23 protein-coding genes are annotated in these 22,577 nt (G+C 58.3%); 8 read left to right on the top strand and 15 right to left on the bottom strand.

Annotated elements, in window-relative coordinates; all coding sequences use genetic code 11:
• Positions 1-109 precede the first annotated feature (109 nt).
• Genes HBO23_RS07580 through arnC form a run of 8 tightly spaced genes read right to left on the bottom strand, consistent with a single transcriptional unit; the run spans position 110 to position 9,425 of the window.
• Positions 110-1,732: a phospholipid carrier-dependent glycosyltransferase gene (locus HBO23_RS07580; RefSeq protein ID WP_170037413.1), complete on the bottom strand. Its 1,623-nt coding sequence runs from the start codon at positions 1,730-1,732 to the stop codon at positions 110-112.
• 4 nt (positions 1,733-1,736) lie between these two features.
• The gene (locus HBO23_RS07575; protein ID WP_017135719.1) at positions 1,737-3,116 is read right to left on the bottom strand and encodes a UDP-glucose/GDP-mannose dehydrogenase family protein; all 1,380 of its coding nucleotides are present in this window, start codon (positions 3,114-3,116) and stop codon (positions 1,737-1,739) included.
• On the bottom strand, positions 3,113-3,526 hold the full coding sequence (gene arnF, locus HBO23_RS07570) for a 4-amino-4-deoxy-L-arabinose-phosphoundecaprenol flippase subunit ArnF (RefSeq protein ID WP_017135718.1): 414 nt from the start codon (positions 3,524-3,526) through the stop codon (positions 3,113-3,115). Before arnF ends, HBO23_RS07575 begins: the two co-directional genes overlap by 4 nt.
• Complete coding sequence (arnE, locus tag HBO23_RS07565) at positions 3,523-3,870, bottom strand: 4-amino-4-deoxy-L-arabinose-phosphoundecaprenol flippase subunit ArnE (RefSeq protein ID WP_017135717.1); 348 nt, start codon at positions 3,868-3,870, stop codon at positions 3,523-3,525. Before arnE ends, arnF begins: the two co-directional genes overlap by 4 nt.
• Positions 3,867-5,522, bottom strand: a complete 1,656-nt coding sequence (gene arnT / locus HBO23_RS07560; protein ID WP_017135716.1) for a lipid IV(A) 4-amino-4-deoxy-L-arabinosyltransferase — start codon at positions 5,520-5,522, stop codon at positions 3,867-3,869. The genes arnE and arnT overlap by 4 nt, the downstream gene beginning before the upstream one ends.
• Positions 5,519-6,403, bottom strand: coding sequence for a 4-deoxy-4-formamido-L-arabinose-phosphoundecaprenol deformylase (gene arnD / locus HBO23_RS07555; protein ID WP_099549750.1), 885 nt, complete (start codon positions 6,401-6,403; stop codon positions 5,519-5,521). Before arnD ends, arnT begins: the two co-directional genes overlap by 4 nt.
• Positions 6,403-8,394, bottom strand: a complete 1,992-nt coding sequence (arnA, locus tag HBO23_RS07550) for a bifunctional UDP-4-amino-4-deoxy-L-arabinose formyltransferase/UDP-glucuronic acid oxidase ArnA (protein ID WP_170037393.1) — start codon at positions 8,392-8,394, stop codon at positions 6,403-6,405. Before arnA ends, arnD begins: the two co-directional genes overlap by 1 nt.
• Positions 8,391-9,425 (bottom strand): undecaprenyl-phosphate 4-deoxy-4-formamido-L-arabinose transferase, encoded by a 1,035-nt coding sequence (gene arnC, locus HBO23_RS07545; RefSeq protein ID WP_099549751.1) that lies wholly within the window; start codon positions 9,423-9,425, stop codon positions 8,391-8,393. The genes arnA and arnC overlap by 4 nt, the downstream gene beginning before the upstream one ends.
• Before the next feature lie 468 nt (positions 9,426-9,893).
• On the opposite strand from arnC, the gene HBO23_RS07540 reads away from it, so the two are divergent.
• Positions 9,894-10,712, top strand: coding sequence for a hypothetical protein (locus tag HBO23_RS07540; RefSeq protein ID WP_170037390.1), 819 nt, complete (start codon positions 9,894-9,896; stop codon positions 10,710-10,712).
• A 121-nt stretch (positions 10,713-10,833) separates the two neighbouring features.
• Positions 10,834-11,748, top strand: coding sequence for a tyrosine-type recombinase/integrase (locus HBO23_RS07535; protein ID WP_099549753.1), 915 nt, complete (start codon positions 10,834-10,836; stop codon positions 11,746-11,748).
• A 196-nt stretch (positions 11,749-11,944) separates the two neighbouring features.
• On the opposite strand, the gene HBO23_RS07530 is transcribed toward HBO23_RS07535, so the two are convergent.
• Both HBO23_RS07530 and HBO23_RS07525 read right to left on the bottom strand, forming a co-directional pair.
• Positions 11,945-12,802, bottom strand: coding sequence for an SDR family oxidoreductase (locus HBO23_RS07530; protein WP_017135712.1), 858 nt, complete (start codon positions 12,800-12,802; stop codon positions 11,945-11,947).
• Positions 12,803-12,897: 95 nt separating this feature from the next.
• Entirely contained in the window at positions 12,898-14,094 is a 1,197-nt protein-coding gene (locus tag HBO23_RS07525) for a multidrug effflux MFS transporter (RefSeq protein ID WP_017135711.1), read from the bottom strand.
• Between the two features lie 207 nt (positions 14,095-14,301).
• Between HBO23_RS07525 and rbsK the strand changes: the two genes are divergently transcribed.
• Genes rbsK through HBO23_RS07510 form a run of 3 tightly spaced genes read left to right on the top strand, consistent with a single transcriptional unit; the run spans position 14,302 to position 17,622 of the window.
• Positions 14,302-15,222, top strand: coding sequence for a ribokinase (rbsK, locus tag HBO23_RS07520; protein WP_170037387.1), 921 nt, complete (start codon positions 14,302-14,304; stop codon positions 15,220-15,222).
• Positions 15,223-15,250: 28 nt separating this feature from the next.
• Entirely contained in the window at positions 15,251-16,579 is a 1,329-nt protein-coding gene (gene fucP / locus HBO23_RS07515; RefSeq protein ID WP_017135709.1) for an L-fucose:H+ symporter permease, read from the top strand.
• Positions 16,576-17,622, top strand: a complete 1,047-nt coding sequence (locus HBO23_RS07510) for an aldose 1-epimerase family protein (protein WP_138451775.1) — start codon at positions 16,576-16,578, stop codon at positions 17,620-17,622. Before fucP ends, HBO23_RS07510 begins: the two co-directional genes overlap by 4 nt.
• On the opposite strand, the gene deoR is transcribed toward HBO23_RS07510, so the two are convergent.
• Complete coding sequence (gene deoR, locus HBO23_RS07505; protein ID WP_017135707.1) at positions 17,619-18,377, bottom strand: DNA-binding transcriptional repressor DeoR; 759 nt, start codon at positions 18,375-18,377, stop codon at positions 17,619-17,621. The two genes, HBO23_RS07510 and deoR, sit on opposite strands and share 4 nt — an antisense overlap.
• 127 nt (positions 18,378-18,504) lie before the next feature.
• On the opposite strand from deoR, the gene deoC reads away from it, so the two are divergent.
• The 3 genes from deoC (at position 18,505) to HBO23_RS07490 (ending at position 20,275) form a co-directional block, all read left to right on the top strand.
• Positions 18,505-19,188 (top strand): deoxyribose-phosphate aldolase, encoded by a 684-nt coding sequence (gene deoC / locus HBO23_RS07500; protein ID WP_170037384.1) that lies wholly within the window; start codon positions 18,505-18,507, stop codon positions 19,186-19,188.
• 78 nt (positions 19,189-19,266) lie between these two features.
• A complete protein-coding gene (locus HBO23_RS07495; RefSeq protein ID WP_170037381.1) occupies positions 19,267-19,782 on the top strand; it encodes a cupin domain-containing protein in 516 nt (171 codons plus the stop codon).
• A gap of 238 nt (positions 19,783-20,020) precedes the next feature.
• Positions 20,021-20,275, top strand: coding sequence for a hypothetical protein (locus tag HBO23_RS07490; protein WP_170037378.1), 255 nt, complete (start codon positions 20,021-20,023; stop codon positions 20,273-20,275).
• A gap of 312 nt (positions 20,276-20,587) precedes the next feature.
• On the opposite strand, the gene HBO23_RS07485 is transcribed toward HBO23_RS07490, so the two are convergent.
• The 4 genes from HBO23_RS07485 to HBO23_RS07470 form a co-directional block, all read right to left on the bottom strand.
• Entirely contained in the window at positions 20,588-20,749 is a 162-nt protein-coding gene (locus HBO23_RS07485; protein ID WP_170037375.1) for a hypothetical protein, read from the bottom strand.
• 504 nt (positions 20,750-21,253) lie between these two features.
• On the bottom strand, positions 21,254-21,631 hold the full coding sequence (locus HBO23_RS07480; RefSeq protein WP_170037372.1) for a hypothetical protein: 378 nt from the start codon (positions 21,629-21,631) through the stop codon (positions 21,254-21,256).
• An 86-nt stretch (positions 21,632-21,717) separates the two neighbouring features.
• Complete coding sequence (locus HBO23_RS07475; protein WP_170037369.1) at positions 21,718-21,930, bottom strand: type II toxin-antitoxin system MqsA family antitoxin; 213 nt, start codon at positions 21,928-21,930, stop codon at positions 21,718-21,720.
• 144 nt (positions 21,931-22,074) lie between these two features.
• Positions 22,075-22,458, bottom strand: coding sequence for a helix-turn-helix transcriptional regulator (locus tag HBO23_RS07470; protein WP_262378167.1), 384 nt, complete (start codon positions 22,456-22,458; stop codon positions 22,075-22,077).
• Positions 22,459-22,577: the final 119 nt, after the last annotated feature.

Genomic DNA, 22,577 nt, shown 5'->3' with positions numbered 1-22,577 from the left:
GCGCCAGCGTTTACGCATAGCCATGTAGGGGCTTTCCGGGCAGTCATAACGAAAAACGCCCACTCTTGAAGGAGTGGGCGCTGTTTCCGTCAGACCACTGTCAGCGTAATTACGGCGCGCTGACTTTCTCTAGATGGAGCAACACATACGGGTCTTTGTCGAACTCCCCGGTGAGTGTCGGGGTGATCGAACGCAAGCGCGGATCCTGCAGATTTTCGAAGTCTTTCGTGCTCATTACCAGCCATGCCGGACCTTGCAGTGGCGCCAGGTCTGCAGCCGACTGGGTAAACAGCGGCACCTTATCGCAGTTGAAGTTGACCATGAACTTGATGGCTTTTGCATCTTTGCCCAAACCATGCAGCACCACGGGGGCCGGTTGCTGCATGATCTGTTCTTTGACGCCAAGGCTGAATGTGCGGGTGTCGTAAAGCGTACGCTCCAATGGCTCGACCACCACAATGTAGGTCGACCACAGCGCCAGCACCGCCGCGAGTGCCGACCCCAGCGGGCGTAGACGCGCCTTGAGCAGTGACAGCAGCGACACGACCTGAAGCACGCCAAGCACGCCGAAGACCACGCCCAGGTTGTCCAGCTGTGCCGGGTAACGCTTGCGCGCCACCACCAGCCCGACTATCAGCAGCGCCGGCAGCAGTGTCCAGATGCCCAGCATCAAGCCGCGCAGCCAGGCGAACAGCCGCCCTTGGCTGACCTGGAACGGGTAGGCTGCAATGATCGCCGCCATGGGCAGCATCGGCAGGATGTAACGTGCCTTCTTGGCCTGAGGGACCGACAGGCCGAGCATCACCAGCAAACCTGCCGCCGCGCAATACAGCACCAGTTTCAGTGCCGGGTCGGGTGACCGACGACCGCCGATGGCGATTGCCAGGAGCACCAGCAACGCCAGCGGATAAGCCAGCGCGTAGTTGCCCATGGAACTGGTGAAGTAATACAGCACGCCGCTGGAACCTTCGGTGCCGTCCATACGCCCCAGGAACTGCATGCGGATCACGTCCTGCATGAAGTCCTCGCCACCACTGAGCTTGGCCAGCAGCAACAACAGGCCGACACACGCCGACAGCACTGCCAGCGCGATAAAGCCGAAGGTGAACAGTTGGCGCCATTGGCGGTTGATCAGGTAATAGCTGCACAGCACGCCAGTGGGGATCACCAGGCCGATTGGCCCACGCACCGCAAAGCCCAGGATCAGCAGCAAAAACAGCCAATGCAAGCGTTTGGCTGCCCCGAAGTGGTCATGGGCATAGCCCAGATAGAACACGGTCAAGGCGATGGCCGCGAGCATCTGGTCCAGCGACACCGCGCGGGTTTCGCTGATGAAGGTGCTGCTGAGCAGCAGCATCGCGATGCTGAGCAAACCCCAGCGCGTGGAGTAGGGCGCCGTAAGGCGATACACCAGCACCACGATCACCGCCGAGGCGATGGAGGTAGGCAACCACGCGGTGAGGCTGCTGACCTCGCCAAACGGCAGGGACAACAGCCAGGTCAGCAGGGTCGAGGTCGCCAGGTAGTCCGCGTAAGGCTGGCCATAGGTGGTGGGGAAAAAACTCGGTCCATGGCGCAGCATTTCCTGGGCAAACACCACGAAACGCGAGTCAAAGCCGATGATTGCCTGGTGCCAGTTGCCGACAATAAACAGCACCAGCGCCAGGAGCCCGAGCCCCAGCGACTGATTGCGGATCGTTGCTGTAAGCAGCGGCGATTGAGCTTTGTTCACGTCTTTAGTCTTCCTTGGCTGGCGCTACCCAGTTTTGCTGTGGAATCGGCAGCTCGCAGGAGTCGCCACGGCCCATCGGGAAATATTTGAAGCCCTTGCGCGCCAGGCGCTCGCCGTCGTACAGGTTGCGACCGTCGAAGATCACCGGGTTTTTCAGGCGGGCGTGGATCAGTTCGAAATCCGGCGCCTTGAATTGCTGCCACTCGGTGCACACGATCAACGCATCGGCGCCGCTCAAGGCTGATTCCGGCGTGCCCAGCAGGGTCAGACGCGACTCGTCACCGTAGATGCGCTGGGTTTCCTGCATGGCTTCGGGGTCGAACGCACGGACATTGGCGCCGGCCGCCCACAGGGCTTCCATCAGCACGCGGCTTGGGGCATCGCGCATGTCATCGGTGTTGGGCTTGAAGGCCAGGCCCCACAAGGCGAAGGTCTTGCCTTGCAGTTCGCCTTTGAAATACGCATTGATACGCTCGAACAGCTTGCTCTTCTGGCGCTGGTTGATCGCTTCGACCGCTTCGAGCAGGTCGCTGGAGCAGTTGGCTTCCTTGGCGCTGTGGATCAGGGCGCGCATGTCTTTGGGGAAGCACGAACCGCCGTAGCCGCAGCCCGGGTAGATGAAGTGGTAGCCGATGCGTGAGTCGGCGCCAATGCCCAAACGCACGGCTTCGATGTCGGCGCCCAAGTGTTCGGCCAACTCGGCGATCTGGTTGATGAAGCTGATCTTGGTGGCCAGCATGCAGTTGGCGGCGTACTTGGTCAGTTCGGCGCTGCGCAGGTCCATGAAGATGATGCGGTCATGGTTGCGGTTGAACGGCGCGTACAAATCACGCATCACTTCGCGCACTTCTTCGCGTTCACAGCCGATGATGATGCGGTCCGGGCGGCGGCAGTCGGCAACGGCCGAGCCTTCCTTTAGGAATTCGGGGTTGGAGACGATATCGAACTCCAGGTGGCGACCGGCAATGTGCAGGTTTTTTTCGATATGGGCACGCAGGGTGTCGCCCGTACCGACCGGCACGGTGGATTTTTCCACCAGGATCACCGGTTCCACGCGATGGCGGGATACGGCATCGCCCACCGAAAGCACGTACTTGAGGTCGGCCGAGCCGTCTTCGTCCGACGGCGTGCCCACGGCGATAAACAGCACCTCACCGTGTTCTACGGCGAGTTTTTCATCATAGGTAAAGTGCAGGCGCCCGCTTTCCAGGTTTTCCTTGACCATGGCCGCCAGGCCTGGCTCGAAGATGGTCACGTGGCCTTTTTGCAGCGACTCGACTTTGCTCTTGTCCACGTCCATGCAGATCACATCGTGACCGACTTCGGCCAATACGGTGGCCTGTACCAGACCGACGTAACCGCTACCAAATACACTGATTTTCATGGGGCATTCCTGGGGCTTGCAACGCTAGCACGACGAGAGTTAATAACCAGAACACCGAGAATGACCAAGGCCACCCCCAGGGTTTTTGAAAGCGAAAAATGTTCGTTGAACACCGGCAGGCTGGCCGCCAGCAGGTACACCAGCGCGTAGCTGATGCTTAGCAGCGAATAGGCGCGGCCCAGGGGCAAGTGCTTGAGCGCGCCGAGCCAGCACAGCATCGACAGCGCATAGGCGATGATCGCCAGGATCACCACGCCCAGGGCGCCAAGATCAATCGATTGACTGTTAAACGCATTGAGCCACTCAGTGGGCAACGGCAGGCGCGTCATGCTCCAGCGCATGCCCAATTGAGCAGCACTGACCAGGCCAACACTGCCCAAGGCCAGGGCAAACCCTTGTGTGCGGCTCATACGTGACGCCCTAGCAGCACAACGCCGCCAATCACCAGCGCGACACCCAGCCAATGACGGCCATCGATCTGCTCATGGAAGACAAACCGCGCCATCAGTGTCACCAGCACAAAATTGAGGCTGAGCATGGGGTAGGCGATGCCCACTTCCAGGCGCTGCAACACCAGCAGCCATACCAGCAGGCCAAGGCCCAGGCACACCAGCGCCGACCACAGCCACGGCGAGCGCAGTTTCGGCGCCCAACCGTCGGGCTGGTCACGCCAGCTTTCTACCGCAAACTTTTGCGAAACCTGGCCCATGCAGGTGAGCAGACAGGCGCTCAACAGGAGAAGCAAGGTGATCATTGCGCAGCCTGTGGGAAGATCAGGATGACGATATTGCCTTGCTCATAGCGCTTGCCGTCTTGGGGCAGCAGGTTCACTTCGGCCACTTCATCGTCGCCCTTGACCCGCATGACGACGCCAACCGAGCCTTTTTTACGCGCCTCGCTCATCCATTGCTGGACGTCGGCGGTGCCGATCTTGCGATACGCAGTGTCTGGATAGGCAATGCCGTACTTCACTTCACCGACCGTGTTGTACAGCGCAACGTCTGGGCGGCCCAGGCGCCACGACAGCGCCGAGGCAGCGCCAAGGTCATTGCTGAGCAGTGCCGCGGTGGGTTGCAGTTCGGGCAAATGGTCGATGATGAACTGGTCCGGGGTCTTGTTATAAACCACCGAATGCGGAAGCGCAGCCGGCACCAGGGCCACCAGCAACCAACTGCCGATGGCCGGCGCAGCCCATAGCTTCAATGGGCGTGCAGCTTGCAGCAGGTTGACCACGATCCAGCCGAACAGGAACGTAAACACCAGCACCAGGCTGAAAGTCTCCTGACCCGGCTCATACACCGGTTTTTTCAATTGGAACCAACTGATGGCCAGCAACGCCACGATTCCGATAGCCAGGTTCAACCAGCCGTTGATGCGCAAGGCGCGGCCATGGCCCTTGGCCAACTTGTCGCTGAGCGTCGACCCCATCAGCAGGGCCAAGGGCAGCAGGCACGGCATGACATAGGACGGCAGCTTGCCTTTGGCCAAACTGAAGAACGCCAGAGGCATCAACAGCCACAGCAGCAGGAACGCGGTCTTGGGCAGGCGCTTTTCCAGCCAGGCCTGTTTGACCGTGGACGGCAGCAGGGCGATCCATGGCAACGAGAACGCAACCATCAGCGGCAGGTAGAACCAGAACGGCTCGGCATGCTGGGCGTCATCGCCGGCAAAGCGTTGGATGTGCTCATGCCAGAAGAAGAAGTTCCAGTAGTCCGGCTCTTGCAGGTGCACGGCGAGTGCCCACGGCAGGCTGACGATAATTGCGACGGCCACAGCGACCACACCATAGCCAAGCAATTCACGAAAGCGTTTCTGCCAAATAGCGTAGGGCAGGGCGATCAACACTGGCAGCAGCCAGGCAAGAAACCCTTTGGTCATGAAGCCCATGCCGCAGGCAAAGCCGAGCAAGGCCCAAGACCCCAAGCGGCCGTTGCGCGTGGTGCTGTCGAAGCAGAACCACAGCGCAACGCCGGTGAGGTTGACCCAGAAGGTGAACTGCGGGTCCAGGTTGGCGTAACCACCAAGCAGCGCCACGCTGACAAAGCTCATGTACAGCACGCTGCTGACCAGGCTTTTTTGCGGGTTGTTCCACAGCCGGCGCGAGACCAGATAGACCAGCAGGATACTCAGCCCGGTGCTCAAGGCCGACGCAAAGCGCACGCCGAACAGGTTCTGCCCGAAAATCGCCTGGCCCAGCGCGATCATCCAGTAGCCGGCAGCGGGTTTTTCGAAGTAACGGATACCCATGAAGTGCGGCGAGGCCCATTTGCCGGTCAGCAGCATTTCCTGGCTGATCTGCGCGTAACGGGTTTCATCCGGGATCCACAGGCCATGGCTGGCCAGTGGCAACAGGTAGAACACAGCAAACGCCAACAGGAGCAGGGGCAATGCCCAGCGCCGGATCATGCCTGCTGTACTCCGAGCCAACCCTCGCGGCCGCTGAGCGCGCCGCGTACCAGCTGTTGCTGGGGCAGGGTGGTCACATCCGCGGGCAACAGGTCGCCCAAGGGTTTGAAGTCAATGCCGCGCTGCCCGGCCTGGGCGAGCAGTTGGCGAAAATCTTCAGCCATCAGAATCCCTTCTACTTCTGCGTGGATCGTATAGACGTTCAGCTTCGACTCGGCGAACCGGTCAAGAATGAAGCCGTTGAAATCTTTGGCAGCCACCACCGGCCCGACGACTTCGTCGAAGGTCGGCAGGTCTACCGGAATTTGTGGGGTGCCCGCACTGCCATCGGCCAGGGTTGGTCGAAACAGGCTGGTGCCCCGGCAATCACTGTTGTAGCGAAAGTTGAAACCTTGCTTGGCTTGCACCACGCGCTCATCGGCACGCCAGCCGGCGGCTGCGGAACAGTCGATGCGTTCACCCAGGATGTCGCTCAGGGTGTCCACGCCACGACGGATCTGCTCGACCAGCTGTGCGTCGCTCCAGCGCCCGGTGTTGGCTTGCCAACCGTGATGGTCCCATGCGTGCAGGCCGACTTCATGGCCGGCGGCCTTGGCCTGGCGCATCAAGTGCCCCAGGTCACGGCCGATCGGCTTGCCTGGCCAGGCGGTGCCGGCCAGTAAGATGTCCCAGCCATACAGGCCGGCAGCATTGGAACGCAGCATCTTCCACAGAAATTGCGGGCGGATAAGGCGCCACAAGTGGCGCCCCATGTTGTCCGGCCCGACGCTGAAGAAGAACGTCGCTTTTACCCCGGCTTCATCCAGGGATTCGAGCAACCGCGGCACACCTTCACGGGTGCCACGGTAGGTGTCGACGTCGATTCGCAAGCCTGCCTGCATTACTTCTTGTCCGCGATTTCGAGCATGGCTTCTTTGAGGAAGAAGTCCAACGTGTTGCCAATGGTCTCGCTCATCTCAACGGTTGGCTCCCAGTTCAATAGGCGCTTGGCGTTTTCGATGCTTGGCTTGCGGTGCGCCACGTCCTGGTAACCGGTACCGTAGAACGCCTTGCTTTCTACGTCGCGGAAACCGGCGAACGGAGGGAAGTTGCTGCGCAGCGGGTGAGCTTCGAACTGACGCAGCAGTTCTTCGCCCAGCTGACGGATGCTGGCTTCGTTTTCCGGGTTGCCGATGTTGATGATCTGACCGTTGCAGATATCGTTGTCGTTATCAATGATGCGTGCCAGGGCTTCGATGCCGTCGGCGATGTCGGTGAAGCAACGCTTCTGCTCACCACCGTCGAACAGGCGGATCGGGGTACCTTCCACCAGGTTCAGGATCAACTGGGTGATGGCACGGGAGCTGCCGATACGTGCCGAGTCCAGACGGTCAAGGCGCGGGCCCATCCAGTTGAACGGACGGAACAGGGTGAAGTTCAGGCCCTTGTCGCCGTAAGCCCAGATCACGCGGTCCAGCAGTTGCTTGGAGACCGAGTAGATCCAGCGCTGCTTGTTGACCGGGCCAACCACCAGATTGGAGGTGTCTTCGTCGAAGTACTGGTCCTGGCACATGCCATAGACTTCGGAGGTCGACGGGAAGATCACGCGCTTGTTGTACTTGACGCAGTAGCGAACCAGTTTCAGGTTCTCTTCGAAGTCGAGTTCGAATACGCGCAGCGGGTTACGGGTGTATTCGATTGGCGTAGCGATGGCCACCAGCGGCAGGACCACGTCGCACTTCTTGATGTGGTACTCGATCCACTCGGAGTGGATGCTGATGTCGCCTTCCACGTAGTGGAAGTTCGGGTGGCTGCGCAGGCGCTCAATGGCGTCGGAGCCGATGTCCAGGCCGTAGATTTCATAACGGTCGTCACGCAGCAGGCGCTCGGACAGGTGGTTACCGATAAAGCCGTTCACACCCAGGATCAGTACACGAGTGCGACGTGGCTTGCGGCCGGACTCGGCGCCGCGCAGCACGGAACCGTCGACCAGGCCCAGTTCGTCAGCCAGGGAAGGGCCGGCCAGGTACAGGCCGTTTTCGTTGCGCTGGCCGAACTTGACCACCAGGGAATCTTCACCGCAGGCGATGCGCAGCGGGTTGACGCTGATCACACGGCCTGGCGCCAGGCCTTCGTTGCCCTTGACCACTTCAGCTTGCCAAACGATGAGTTTGTGCTCGCCGACAGCGCAGAATGCGCCTGGGTACGGTTGGGTCACGGCACGAACCAGGTTGAACAGCTCTTCAGCCGGTTTTTTCCAGTCCAGCTTGCCGTCAGCGGCAGTGCGGCGACCGAAGTAGGTGGCCTGGCTTTCGTTCTGGGCCGTTTCGGCCAATTTGCCTTGGGCCAGGTGTGGCAGGGCATCACGCAGCAAGTTGGTGGCCGCATCACGCAGTTTGGCGTGCAGGGTCAGGCCGGTGTCGGTGCGGTCGATAATGACTTTTTGCTGGGCCAGGATCGCGCCGGCATCGGCACGCTTGACCATGCGGTGCAGGGTCACGCCGGTTTCGGTTTCGCCGTTGACCAGCACCCAGTTGGCCGGAGCGCGGCCACGGTATTTAGGCAGCAAGGAACCGTGCAGGTTGAACGCGCCTTTTTTGGCAGTGGCCAGCAGGGCTTCGCTCAGCAGGTTGCGGTAGTAGAACGAGAAGATGAAATCCGGGTTCAGCTTGGCAATACGCTCGATCCACAGCGGGTGGTTGGCGTCTTCCGGAGCATGTACCGGGATGCCGTTGCGTGCGCAGAGTTGGGCGACGGAGCCGTAGAAATTGTTTTCCTTGGGGTCGTCGGCATGGGTGAACACGGCAGCAATGTCGTAGCCGGCGGTCAGCAGGGCTTCAATACCTGCACAGCCAATATCGTGGTAAGCGAAGACAACAGCTTTTGAATTCATGACGAAACCTGATCGGAAGGAGAAGTAGGAGAGTGGGAAGTTGTAAGGCCGTCGACCACGACGACCGGAGCCGGCTCTGCGGGTTGGTTACGCAGCACCTTTTCAATAAAGAACCGTGGACGGGCACGCACGTCACTGTACATGCGGCCCAGGTATTCACCCAAGAGGCCCATGCCGATGAATTGGCCGCCGGTGAACACAAACAGCACCGCGAACAGCACGAACATGCCTGAACCGGCCCATTCGGCGCCGAAGACCAAGCGCAGGAACACCAGCGCAAAGGCAAACAGCATGCCCAGTGCCGCCAGGCTGAAGCCGACGATGCTCAGCAGACGCAGCGGGGTGGTGGTCATGCAGGTCAGCAGGTCGAACATCAGGCTGATCAGGCGCATGGCGCTGTATTTGGACTCGCCATGCTCACGCTCGGCGTGGTGCACCAGGATCTCGGTGGTGTGCCGGGCAAAGCCGTTGGCCAGAATCGGAATAAAGGTGCTGCGCTCACGGCAGGCGAGCATGGCGTCGACGATGGTGCGTCGGTAAGCACGCAACATGCAGCCGTAATCGGTCATGGCCACGCCGGTGGAGCGTTGCACGGCCAGGTTGATCAGGCGCGAAGGCCAGCGGCGGAAGGCCGAATCCTGACGGTTGTTACGCACAGTGGCGACGACGTCGTAGCCCAGGGCGGCTTGCTCGACCAGCCGCGGGATTTCTTCGGGCGGGTTCTGCAGGTCGGCGTCAAGAGTGATGACCACCTCGCCACGGCACTGCTCGAAGCCGGCCATGATCGCGGCATGCTGGCCATAGTTGCGGTTGAGAATCACCGCCACCACGTTGCTGCCGTCTTCTGCGGCAGCGTCTTCCAGCAATTGGGCCGAGTTGTCGCGGCTACCGTCATCCACCAGGATGATTTCGTATTCGTAAGCCAATTGCTTGCAAGCTGCAGTCGTGCGACGCAGCAATTCAGGCAGGCTCTCTTGTTCGTTGTAGACCGGGATAACGATCGACACGCAATGAATAGGGTAGGGTTTCAAAGATTCATGACCTCGGGGCTAGAACAATTGGAGCGTGAAAACAGCAGTAATCAGTCGGCAACAACGCCGGCCGATTAAATGTAGCGTGGGTGTGCGGCATTCGTTCGACTTTCCTGAGGACGGGCAACGGTTTCTTCCATGGGCTAGCAGAGTAAAGACGAAAACTATGAAAGGTAAAGCGTAATCAACAGGTTAGTCGGGGAAGACGCGGTTCGTTCTCAAGTCCTGCGGTCAAGATTAAGCGGAAAATTGTTGAACGAATATGAAAGGCGGATGAAAAACTCGTTTATTTGACAGGTAGACAGGTAGGGTTCAGCTAAACCGCTGAAGCGCCTGGGGATTGGTTCTGCAGGCAAAACCGCGACGGATTCTGCACCACTGCGCAGGCGCGTAAGGTAATTCAACAAACTTCTCTGCAATGGCCCTCAAGTGCCGGTAAAGTAAGCCATCTCTTGCCAGGGTACTCGGATGAATAGTGTGCGGATTTTGCACGGCCAGTTGCGGCCTGCATTGATGGGCTTGTTGATGGTGGTGGCCTGTGTCACCACCGTTCGAGCCGACGATGGCGTGGCGCTTACCAGCATCGAGCAGGTGCCGGACGGCGTGGAAGTGCGCGGCAAACAGGTCGCGGCCTATACCTGGGACGACCACCAAGGCAAGAACTTGCTGGTACTCGCCGAGCAAGTCAGCGAGCGTGATGACGACGGTACCCAGTCGGCATTTGTCTACGCGGCCCAGTATTTGCTCGGCGGCGACCGCCCCAAGCGTGTCTGGATGCTCTATGACGATGTGCAGCATTGCGAATTCGATGCAGGGCTGCGTTTTGACAGGGCGGCAACCAAGGTCACTGACCTTGCCGGCGATGGCATTACCCAGGCCACGGTGGGTTACTCGCGCACCTGCACCAGCGATGTCAGCCCGCGTGAGTTCAAGCTGATCATGCATGTCGGCAAGTCCCAGAAGTACCGCCTGCGCGGTGTCGATCGCGTCGGTGCAAGCTGGTGGGACGAGGATGCCGGTGCCCTGCGAGGTATGCCGCTGCCTACTGACTGCAGCGTTGCCGCACAGCAGGCACTGGTCAGCCAGTACAAGGAGCAGGGCACCGAGTTGCCGCTGCCGGGCTGTTATGGCGATGAAAGCGACTTTGCGAAAGCGCCGGAAAGCTACCTGGCGTTCATGCGTCAGCACTGGTTTGCACTGATGCACAAACAGGATGCCGACTGGAGCCAATCCCAGGCGCAACCTCAGGCTGAAAACCCGACCGAGGACGACGAATCGGCGCCGTGATGTTGTGCCGTGATTTGGTGCCAAGCCCGGTCCTGAGTTAGACTCGACCTTCGCCAATTCACTAAATACCTTGATTAAACAAAGGCTTGAATGAGGTATTTAATCCAAAGGCTGATCTACCTTGACTGAGTCTATCCGCAACCCACTGACCCTTTACCTCACCCGCTTGGCGCCCTCCAGCCAACTGACCATGCGCTACGTGCTGCAAGATGCCGCCGACCGCCTGGGCTATGAAGATATCAACCTGGAAGAGATCGACTGGCACCTGCTGCAACCCGAACAGGTGATTGCGCTGGTCGGCGCATTGCGCGAGGACGGCTGCGCGCCGAACACTTCTTCGCTGTATGTGAATGCGGTACGCGGGGTGATGAACGAGGCCTGGCGAATGAGCCTGATCAGCCAGGACCACCTGTTGAAGATGCGCTCGGTCAAGGCCACGCCAGGCACACGCCTCAGCCAGGGCCGTAACCTGCGCCGCACCCTGATCCGCGAAATGATGGAAGTCTGTGCCGCCGACCCACGCCCTCAAGGCCTGCGGGATGCCGCCGTGATCGGCATTTTGTATGGTTCAGGCATGCGCAAGTCGGAGTCGGTCAACCTGGACCTGGCGCAGATCAACTTCGATGAACGCAGCTTGCGTGTGATTGGCAAAGGCAACAAAGAACTGATCAAGTACGCCCCAGCCTGGGCGTTTGACAAGTTGCAGGCCTGGCTGGCGTTTCGTCGCGAGCAGCTCAAGGAAGGCGAGCAGGACGATAGCTTCCTGTTCAATCGTATTCGCCGTGGCAGCCATATCACCCGTGAACGCATCACCAAGCACGCGATTTACTACATCGCCCGTCAACGCGGTGAGCAGGTGGGCGTGAAGATCATGCCCCATGACTTCCGACGCTCGTTCATCACGCGGGTGATTGAAGAACACGACCTGTCGATTGCGCAGAAACTGGCGCATCACACCAATATCCAGACCACCGCCAGTTATGACGTGCGCGATGACAATGAGCGGCGCCGGGCGGTGGACAGGTTTGATTTGTAGTTCTTAACACAGCAAAGATTTTGGAGCCCCTCTGTGGCGAGCAGGCTTGCCCTGCGTTGGACTGCGAAGCAGTCCCAGTAAAGGTACTGAATTTCTCCTGAAAGAACTCAGTCTCTGAGTTTGGGGCTGCTTCGCATCCCAACGCAGGGCAAGCCTGCTCGCCACAAGAATGCCGTTGCCACACAGTCGCAATGAGTTAGAGAATCGGTTTGCCGCCAGTGACCGCGTACCGCGAGCCGGAGATGTAGCTGGCTTCGTCCGAGGCCAGCAGCACATAGATCGGTGCCACCTCCACAGGCTGGCCTGGCCGCCCGAGCGGTGTTTCGCTGCCAAAGCTCTGCACATCCTTGTCGGGCATGGTCGCTACAATCAGCGGCGTCCAGATCGGCCCTGGTGCCACACTGTTGACGCGAATACCCTTGTCACCCAGCAACTGCGCCAGGCCACCGGTGAAGTTGGCAATCGCGCCTTTGGTGGCGGCGTAGGCCAACAGGGTTGGCTTGGGCATATCGGAATTAACCGAACTGGTGTTGATGATCGAGCTGCCGGCTTTCATATGCGGCAGGGCCGCCTTGCAGATCCTAAACATCGCGGTGATGTTGATATCGAAGGTCTTGACCCATTCTTCATCCTCGATCTCTTCGAGGGTTTCGTGGGTCATCTGGAACGCGGCGTTGTTGACCAGCACATCGATGCGGCCAAACTGCTCGACGGTCTTGTCCACCAGCGCCTGGCAGTTGGTTTTTTGCGCGATATCGCCCGGCAACAACAGGCATTGACGGCCCGCTTCTTCGACCCAGCGTGCGGTTTCCTGGGCGTCTTCATGCTCATCCAGGTACGCGATGGCTACGTCGGCGCCCTCACGGGCAAAGGCGATCGCCACCGCGCGGCCGATACCGCTGTCGGCGCCGGTGATCAGGGCGATCTTGTTGGCCAACCGGCCGGAGCCTTTGTAGCTCTTCTCGCCGCAGTCGGGGTACGGGTCCATTTTCTTCTGGGTGCCCGGTACGGACTGGGCTTGAGGCGCGAAGGGTGGGCGAGGGTAGTCGGTCATGTCTAACTCCATAGAACGTCAAAGGTGCTATGGAGTTAGGTGTTTTGCCGCCCGCGATAGTTGTAATGGATGGGCCACGCCCCCGACGAATGGCGTCAATCACGCGCCAGGTGAGCCGGCAAACGACGCAGGGTCCATAAGGTCACCAGCATCGCCGCCACCGCACACAGCGCGATGCCGACCAGCATGGGCGCAGGTGTATGGTCGGCAAACACGCCAACCAGCGTCATGGACACGGCCGCCGTGATCATCTGGATAGCACCGAGCAGCGCCGAGGCAGAACCTGCCACTGCGCCGTGATCCTCCATGGACAACACCCCCGCGGCTGGCAATAACAGGCCGAGAAAACCGAAACCGATAAACAGCAGTGCCATCATCAAGGCGAGGTTGTCACTCCACAAGGTGGTGACGGCCAGCGCGCTCATAACCACCGCCACGCCGATCACCGACCCGCGAATCAGCGGCGCCAGGCCAAAACGCGCGCTCAGGCGTGCGGTCAGTTGGCTCATGGCGAAGAAGGACGCGGCGTTTACTGCAAAACACAGGCTGAATTGCGTAGGCGTCAGGCCGAAATACTCGATGTACACGAACGGCGCGCTGCCGATAAACACAAAGAACGTCGCCAAGCCAAACCCGCACACCACCGACAGGCCGGTGAATACCGGGTCGCGCAGCAAGGCGCCGTAGCTGCCGATCGCACTGCCCAGGGTCTTGCCCAGGCGGCGTTCGGCAGGATGGGTTTCGGGCAGTTGCACAAAGGTCATCACCAGGCACAACAGCGAAACCACTGCGAGCACCACGAACACTTCACGCCAGCTCCAGAGTGAAATCACCACGCTGCCGGCCAAGGGCGCGAGGATCGGCGAAACACTCATCACCAGCATCAGCAGGGCCATCAACCGTGCGGCTTCGTGGCCGGTGTACAGGTCACGCACCACCGCCCGCGGGATCACCATGCCGGCGCAGGCGCCAAAGGCTTGCAGGGCACGAAAACCAATCAGCACTTCAATCGTCGGCGCCAGCGCACAGCCGACGCTGGCCACCGCAAAAATCGCCAGACCCGCGTAAATCGGCGGCTTGCGACCGTACACATCGCTGATCGGCCCGTAAAACAACTGGCACACGCCAATGATCATGAAGAACACCGTCAGGCTCATCTGCACGGCCGCCGGCGACGCCTGCAGGCTGGCACCCAGGGTGGGTAGCGCAGGCAGATAGCTGTCGATGGCGAAAGGGCCGATGGCGGTGATCAACCCGAGCAACAAGGCGAGGTGGGCAATACTTCGAGACATGGGGGTTCCGGGTCACAGCAAAAGATCGGCCAGCTTAGTGAGCTGTACCTGGGCACACAAGATGATGCTTACACAGACGCTACATTTTCCTGCGGCTTGACTGATCTTCATAAAATAAAGATTGAATAATCACACTTAATGTTATTTAAATAACAAAACAAGAGCGCTACGACCTGCCTGGTCGTGCCGCAACAAGGTGAGATAGCAATGGGCAAGATCGCAGTCATCGGCAGCAACATGGTGGATTTGATTACCTACATCGACCGCATGCCGGACCAGGGCGAAACCCTGGAAGCGCCGGGCTTTGCCCTGGGGTGTGGCGGCAAAGGCGCCAACCAGGCGGTGGCGGCAGCCAAGCTTGGGGCGCAGGTGCTGATGCTGAGTAAAGTCGGTGACGACATGTTCGCCGACAACACCCTGGCCAACTTCCAGCGTTTTGGTATCGACACCCGTTACGTGCAGCGTGTGCCGGGCGTCTCCAGCGGCGTGGCGCCGATTTTTGTGCGCGCCGATTCCCATAACAGCATTTTGATCGTCAAAGGTGCCAATGCGCATTTGTTGCCAGCGGACATCGAGACGGCCGCTGCCGACCTGCGTGAATGCACGCTGATCGTGCTGCAACTGGAGATCAACCTGGACACGGTCTACTACGCCATCGAATTTGCCCGCCGTCATGGCATTACGGTGCTGCTCAACCCGGCGCCGGCCCTGGCCGACTTGAGTGCCGAGCACCTGGCGCAGTTGGATTTCCTGATTCCCAACGAATCGGAACTGGCGTTGATCACCGGTCGCGTCGTGGACTCGCCGGACTCGGCCCGCAGCGCCGCGCGTACGTTGGTGGCCAGCGGCATTCGCCACGTGATCGTCACCCTCGGCGAGCACGGCGCGCTGTACGTGGGCGCGGAGGGCGAGTTCCAGGTGCCCGGCCAGCGGGTGGTGGCCCGCGACACTACCGGCGCCGGTGATGCGTTTATCGGTTGTTTCATCCAGCACTGGAGCCGCGACGGCGCTATTCGCCAGGCCATGGAGCAAGCGGTGGCGTATTCCGCCTGTTCGGTCACAGCGCTGGGTACACAGACCTCCTATCCCGACGCCGAAGCGTTCGCCCGTTTCCAGCAACAGCGGTAAGACTCTCAACCCAGCCCGGAGAACAATAATGAACAAACCTGCGCTGCAACAGACACCCGATGGCTTCTATCTGAACCGCACGCCCTGGTTCGCGTTTATCCTGCTGTGCAGCATTTTTGCATTGTGGGCTGCAGCGGCGAGCATGAACGACGTGCTGATCGCGCACTTCAAGAAAGCCTTCCTGCTCAGCGATTTCCAAACCGCCTTTGTGCAGTCGGCGTTTTACCTGGGGTACTTTTTCGTGGCGATTCCGGCCGCGATGGTGGTGCGCCGCTTAAGCTACAAAAGCACCATTCTGATCGGCCTGTTGCTGTACATGCTGGGCTGCCTGTTGTTTTTTCCTGCGGCGTCCACCGCCAAGTACGGCATGTTCCTGCTGGCCCTGTTTGTGATTGCCGCCGGTCTGTCGTTCCTGGAAACCGCGTGCAATACCTATTCAACCCTGATGGGACCAAGGGAAACCGGGACGCGGCGCTTGAATATCTCGCAAACCTTTCACCCGTTCGGCGCCATGGCCGGGGTGTACGTGGGCAGCTTTGTGATGTTCAAGGACACCGATGCCACCACCGAGCAACTGACGCAGATGAGCGCCTCCGAGGCGGCGGTGCAGCAGTTGCAGATGATCCAGTCCACGCTGTTGCCCTACAAATGGATGATCGCCGTACTGGTGCTGATGTTTATCCTGATCGCCATCACCCGGTTCCCGGCCTGCAAGGGCAATAAGCCCGTCGACAATAAATCCGGCAGCCTGCGCCAAAGCCTGGGCCGACTGTGGCGCAACCCGCGCTTTACCTTTGGTGTACTCGCGCAGTTTCTGTACGTGGGCGCGCAGGTTGGTGTGTGGAGTTTCACCATTCGCCTGGCCATGCAGATGGGCGGCATGAATGAGCGCAGCGCTTCATGGTTCCTTTTGACGACCTTTGCCGCCTACTTTGTCGGCAAGATGATCGCCAACCTGCTGATGCGCCGCCTGCACCCGGCCCGGGTATTGGCGATTTACGGCGTGCTGTGCATTGTGCTGCTGGCCTACACCATCCTGGTGCCGAATATTTCGGCGGTGTATGCGGCGGTTGGCGTGAGCATTTTTCTCGGACCGTGCTGGCCAACCATCTACGGCCTGACCATCGATGGCCTGGGTGAGGACACCGGTGTCGGCGGTTCACTGCTGGTGATGAGCATTGTCGGTGGCGGGGTGATTCCGATCTTCCAGGGCCTGTTGTCTGACGCCAGCGGTGGCAACATGCAGTTGGCCTACAGCGTGCCGTTGCTGTGCTTTATCGTGATCGTGATGTATGCGCTCAAGTGCATGCGCCAGTCGGACAGCGTGCCGTCGGGTGCGGCGGCGGTGGCCTCATGAACACGCGTATCCCGCTGTATCCGGTGCTGTTCAGCGAGCAGGAAAAGGTCTTGCTACAGTCCGAAGACTTCAAGGTCAGCGCCTGGGTTTACCCGTCCGGCGTGCTGGCCGTGGGCCTGGAGAACAGCCGTGGACGCCTGGTGGTGTTGCCTTATCAAGGGCAGATGATCTGGTCGGCGGTGTTCGACGGCTGCGACCTGACCATGACCAACCTGTTCGAGCAGCCAAGGCCCAGCCCGACCGTCATTGATACTTATGGCTGCTTTATGTTTCACAGTGGCCTGCTGCGCAACGGTTGCCCGGCGCCGGATGACACCCATGCCTTGCACGGCGAAATGCCCTGCGCGCCCATGGACACAGCTTGGCTGGAAATAGGCGAGGGCGTTGTGAGCCTGGGTGGCACTTACCAATATGCCAAGGGCTTTGGCGATCGATACAGGGCAACCCCGAGCGTGACACTGCGCGCCGATTCAGCCCTGTTCGATATCGATATGGACGTCACCAACCTGGCCGGCAAGCCCATGGAACTGATGTACATGGCCCATATGAACTACGCCTATGTGGCCGGCGCGCGGTTTGTCGAGCCGCTGGGCATGCAGCGCCTGCGCCTGCGCACCAGCGTGCCGGACCACGTCAAGCCCACGCCTGACTGGAGCGCCTATATGGCGCAACTGGCCGAGCATCCGGCGCAGTTGGCGTGTCTCGACACACCGGCGTTGTACGACCCTGAAATCGTGTTTTTCTTCGACGACGTGGGCACAGACGCCAGCGGCCATGCACATTTTCTGCTGGACCACCCGAATGGTGCGGCGTTTTACACCCGTTATCGCCCCAAGGAGTTCGAGCACGCCGCACGCTGGATCCTGCACTCACCGGACCAGCAAGTGGCGGCGTTCGTACTGCCGTCAACCTGTGAACCCGAAGGTTATAACGCCGAAAAAGCCAAAGGTCACGTGCGTGTGCTGGCGGCCGGGGCCAGCGCTTCGTTCAGCGTGACCACCGGCTACTTGAATGCGCGGGAGCGCCAAACGTTGCTGGGTTAAACCAGCAATTGCGCGCCGCTGGCCTGGATGGCTTCTTTGTACGCTTGGGGGATTTTCTTGTCGCTGACCACGTATTGAAAGTCTGCAAGGCTGGCAAAGTGCGCAGTGCGCACCGTGTCGAACTTGCTGAAGTCCGCCAGCAGCACGCGCTGCTGGGCTTGGCGCAGGACCTTTTGCTTGACCTCGACTTCATTGAAGTTGAAGCAGGTCACGCCAAATTCCTGGCTGACGCCCGCCGCCGTCACAAAGGCCCACGTGAGGCGCACGCTGTCGAGAATGCTGCTTTCGGCGCTGCTTTCAAACACTTGGTTCTTGCGGTGAAAGGTGCCGCCGCACAGCACGATATGGCAGTTGGGCTTGTTCTGCAGCTTGAGCAACACGTTCAACGAGCTGCACACCGCGGTGAACTCCAACTCGTCGGGGATGAAATCAATCACAAACGGCGAGGTGGTACCGCAGTCAAAAAATACCGTGTCGCCGGGCTGTATCAACCGCGCAGCGAGTTTGCCGATGCGGCGTTTTTCTTCGACGTGACGCGTGCCTTGGTCGGCGACCCGGTAATCACCGGCCTCACTGCCGACCCGTGTGATGTAGCCACCGAGCAGGCGCAAATGCTCGCTGAAGTGGCTGAGGTCGCGGCGCAGGGTCATCTCGGAAACATCCAGCAGCGCCGCCATTTCCCGCAGGTGAATGGCGCTCTGGTCCTGCAGGGCTTGCTGGATAAGCTTGAGTCGCTCGGCTTTTTTACTGTCCACGGGCATTCCAGGGCTTGATTGTTTGTGTTAACTAAGTAACATTAATTGTGAATATTGTAACGTTTAATGTGAGCGCCGCAACACGCGGCACACCACCATTGGCAACATACAGGCAAGGGCACGTTATATGAATACGCTTCAACCCGCAGCATTGGCCAAGTACATCGATCACACCTTGCTGGCCCCCGATGCCACCCGTGAACAGATTCGCACCTTGTGCGAAGAAGCACAGGCGCACGGCTTTTATTCCGTATGCCTGAACTCGGGGCAGGTGCCTTACGCCGCGTCCTGCCTGACCGACGATCGCGTGGTGATCTGTGCGGTGGTGGGCTTCCCGTTGGGCGCCGGCCTGAGCGACACCAAGGCCTTTGAAGCCGAACGGGCGATAGCCGCCGGGGCAGGGGAGATCGACATGGTGCTCAATATCGGCTGGCTGAAGGAAGGCCTGCTTGAAGCCGTGCGCGAAGACATAGCCTTGGTGCATAAAGCCTGCGGCGCCGTGCCATTGAAGGTGATCCTGGAAACCTGCCTGCTCAGCGACGAACAAAAGGTCCAGGCCTGCGAAATCTGCCGGAATTTGGGCGTGGCATTCGTCAAGACGTCCACGGGGTTCAGCCGCAGTGGTGCCACAGTTGAGGACGTGGCACTGATGCGTAAAACCGTGGGTGCCAAGGTTGGGGTCAAGGCCTCCGGTGGCGTACGTGATTATGCGACGGCGCTGAAGATGATTGAGGCCGGGGCTACGCGTTTGGGCAGCAGTTCGGGGGTTGCGATTGTGGGTGGGGAAATGGCGGCGGTGGGTGGTTATTAAAACGCTGCTTATATAACTCAACTAAATAGACATTTAGTTGAGCTATAAAAAACCACCATAAAATCAAGGGAGCGGGCGATGATTCAACGTAAAGCAAGCGCACAAGACGTAATCAATGCGCTGGATCTCGAACCGCATCTCGAAGGCGGCTACTTTCGCAGAACCTATCAGGCGGACCATCGCGACTGGCTCGAAACCGCTGCAGGACCGCGTTACCTGATGACGTCGATCTACTATCTGCTGACCGAGCAATCAGCGGTGGGCCAGTTTCATTTCAATCAGTCTGACATCCTGCATTATTTCCACTTGGGCGACGCACTCGAATACAGCCTGATCCATGCGGACGGTTCATTGCAGACAGTCATCATGGGCAACGATGTTCTCGCAGAACAGTGTTTGCAATTGCACGTACCGGGTGGCATCTGGAAATCATCACGATTGCTGGACGGGACAAACGGATTTGGATTGATCAGTGAAGCGGTTTCGCCAGGATTTGATTTTGCCGACATGGAGATGGGAAATCGCCATAAGCTCACGACAGCGTTTCCACAGCATCGAGCGTTGATTGAAAAGCTGACGCGGGATGAGGATTGAGGGATGCGGATTCAATGGATTATCAGGTTGGAGGGAAAGCGTAGTCGGGAAAATGATGAAGTTCCGGTGAAGATTTATCCAGAACGTCCATATCAGAGGATTTTTTATGATTTTTCTGAATGACGATTAACGTAAAAAAGTCTAAAACCCTGTTATTTCTAACAGTACAAAAATAGAGTTGATTACCGAAGTATGGGGATTGTTGGAATGCTGTATTTTCTACACAAGGAGAACTCCCATGCCCGATTACACGGAACAACAACTCTTAGATCTTCCTAAAGAAAAACTGATAAATCTGACATCACAGCAATTGAAAAAGCGAGACGAATTACTGCGCGAGCAGCGAGAACGGGAAACTAATCCCGTCGATTGGAGCACCATGGATGAGGTTATAACGGTCTCACAGAAGTACGCCAAAGAAATAGAGGAGATGTACCAATCAGATGAGGACCTGAACTTTTCAGAAAACCTCGACCTGCCCGCAAAGCAATAGCCGCCACCTGATTGACAGTCAGGAAAATCAACATCCGCGCCGGTAACCGGCTAAGCCGGCTGATCTCAACCCAGACGGAAAACTCCAGAGATCACCAGAACTCTGGGGTTTTTCTTCGCGAGACGAATGCTAGAGATGTTATCTCACCTTGAGCCTCTGATTTCCCCAAAGCGTCTTTCACAGGCGCGGTCAATCAAACCTACAAACTGGATTCGCATTCTTGGTGATTGGAGTGGGGGGGGGGGTGCTGTTACACCCCCACTTTAGTACGGAATCCCGTACCGGCCTGCAGTATCGTCGAGGCGAATTTGATCACTGCTTGGAGTCCCGCAGATGCATCTGGCAGATCAACAATAAAGCCAATGCTTTCGGGTTTTCGCGCCTGTAAAGAACCCAGATCGAGACGCAGCGCTTACTGACGTCGCAGCCGCCGAGCAACGCAGCAGTGAGCAATACGGCGGCATAGAGCTTCATGCAGATCTTCCTTGAGCACGGGTGGCGTTGGGACGAGTAAAGATCAAACCTGAGGGCGTTGCCATGTGGTGGGTGAAAACGATGAGGTTGCGGCGTACTGGCAACTGAGTGGTGATGATCAGTGAGAGGAGGAAAAGCCTGGAGACGCTGACTCAAAATCTGACGCGTACTGCTCCTGATTAAGTAACATCGTGTTACGTATAATTTCTGTGACGTTATGGTAGCTATGCCGTCGGAATCGACGAATTTAGCGCCGGGATAATCGCGAAGCCCCGGCGCTGAATTTAGCCATAACGTCCATTATGCGAGGCGCATTTTTCATCGATCAGGCTGAAATTTCGCAATGCGAAAAATCACACCCAGTGTTCTTTTGAACTCTGGTTTTTTTGTTTTATAAAATGATTTTTGGTCTCAGCCGCAGCTGTGTGCCTGGCTAGATGAGGAACAACGTGACGAGTTAGTCAGGTGCACAGATATGGCCGACAAGCGCAGCGCGTCAGTCGCTTACCAGGCTGCATTTTTTAGTGATTCGATGCTGTTTAGCGTGCCTTGCAGATCTGCAAGGCCACCCTGAGACATTACTTCCAGCGGCGTTTTCCCATTAAAAAAGGTGTTGTCGTTTTTCATGCTTGGGAAGGCATACAGGTTTTTGGGATTTTCAAACACTGTGCGTAGAGCTGCGTGGATGTTCAGCACCATGCTGATGCGCTGTAACTGATTTTTGTCCAGGTCCGTAGCTGATTCGTCGTCCTGATTTTCGCCCTTATAGATGCTTTCAGACACCTTCAAGACGGCCTCAATCTGTTCTTCTGAGGCTTGCCATTTTTTCAGGATTTTCACTGCTGTTCGTAGCGCAGTGACGTTTTGACTTTCTTGCTGCATATCGATTCTCTGGCTTGTACGGGAGCGAAGCGGGTGGGGGTGCTGTTACACCCCCACTTTGGTATGGTTTTCCATACTTTCAAGCCTTAACACGTCCCGCTTTTGGCTACGCTCTTGTTGAACACCACCATGGCCACGCTTACGCGTTGCGACTCGGCCGCGTCAAGAATCGCCTCCCCGCATGCAGGGCAGAAAGAGCCATGCACACCAGCGATAACCGTAGTTTCGCCTTTGTAGGTATGCGGTAAGTCCCTGGTGTCTACCACCAGGTCGGCGCCGCCACAAATATGACATTTCATGTCATAACCTCTTGACCGAGACGACCAATACGTCCTCGATCACAGTGAGTTTCAGGTAGGCCCGGACGGCAGGGGTTTGGGGGCGGTAAACGTATCTCATGGCTTCCTGCTCATACCCAAATAGCGCACCTTTACACCGACACTCTACCTTCGGGGCCCGCCAAGGTCTCGAAAGTAGTCCTCGAGCTCTAAGCTCGAAAGCATACCGCTAATTATGTTGCGTGCCATGGGCTTGACATAGTCGGGTAAGTCACTGAATCGCCTGAATAAAGCCTTCATTTCGTCTACTACTTCACGCTCGCTTTCTTCTAACAAGATTTCGTCAGTTGAGCATTTGAAGAACCTTGCCATGTCGATCGCTTTATCACTGGGCGGGATGTTTTTTCCTTTCTCCCAGCTCGCCACCGTGTTCTCGGCTATTCCAAGCGCTTCAGCCAGCGTCTTTTGCGAGACCCCGATTTTTTCTCGTTTTTTCTTGATGTTTTCACCGATGCTCATTTCGTCTTCAACCGGTTGACTCTGATGCATCTACTTTAACCCCTGTGTTTTCATACAGCACACACATGTGTTTGCTTGACCCAACAAGTATGCCTTGCGTCTTACCTGCGAGATAGCTTAGTCTAAGCCACGTTATGTGTTGGGTTGAC

The organism is Pseudomonas sp. WS 5532 (genome assembly GCF_012985445.1).
In the GTDB taxonomy this organism is placed as follows: Bacteria; Pseudomonadota; Gammaproteobacteria; order Pseudomonadales; family Pseudomonadaceae; genus Aquipseudomonas; species Aquipseudomonas edaphica.
Note: the sequence above shows the minus strand (reverse complement) of the source record. Positions and strands in the feature narration are given on the sequence as shown.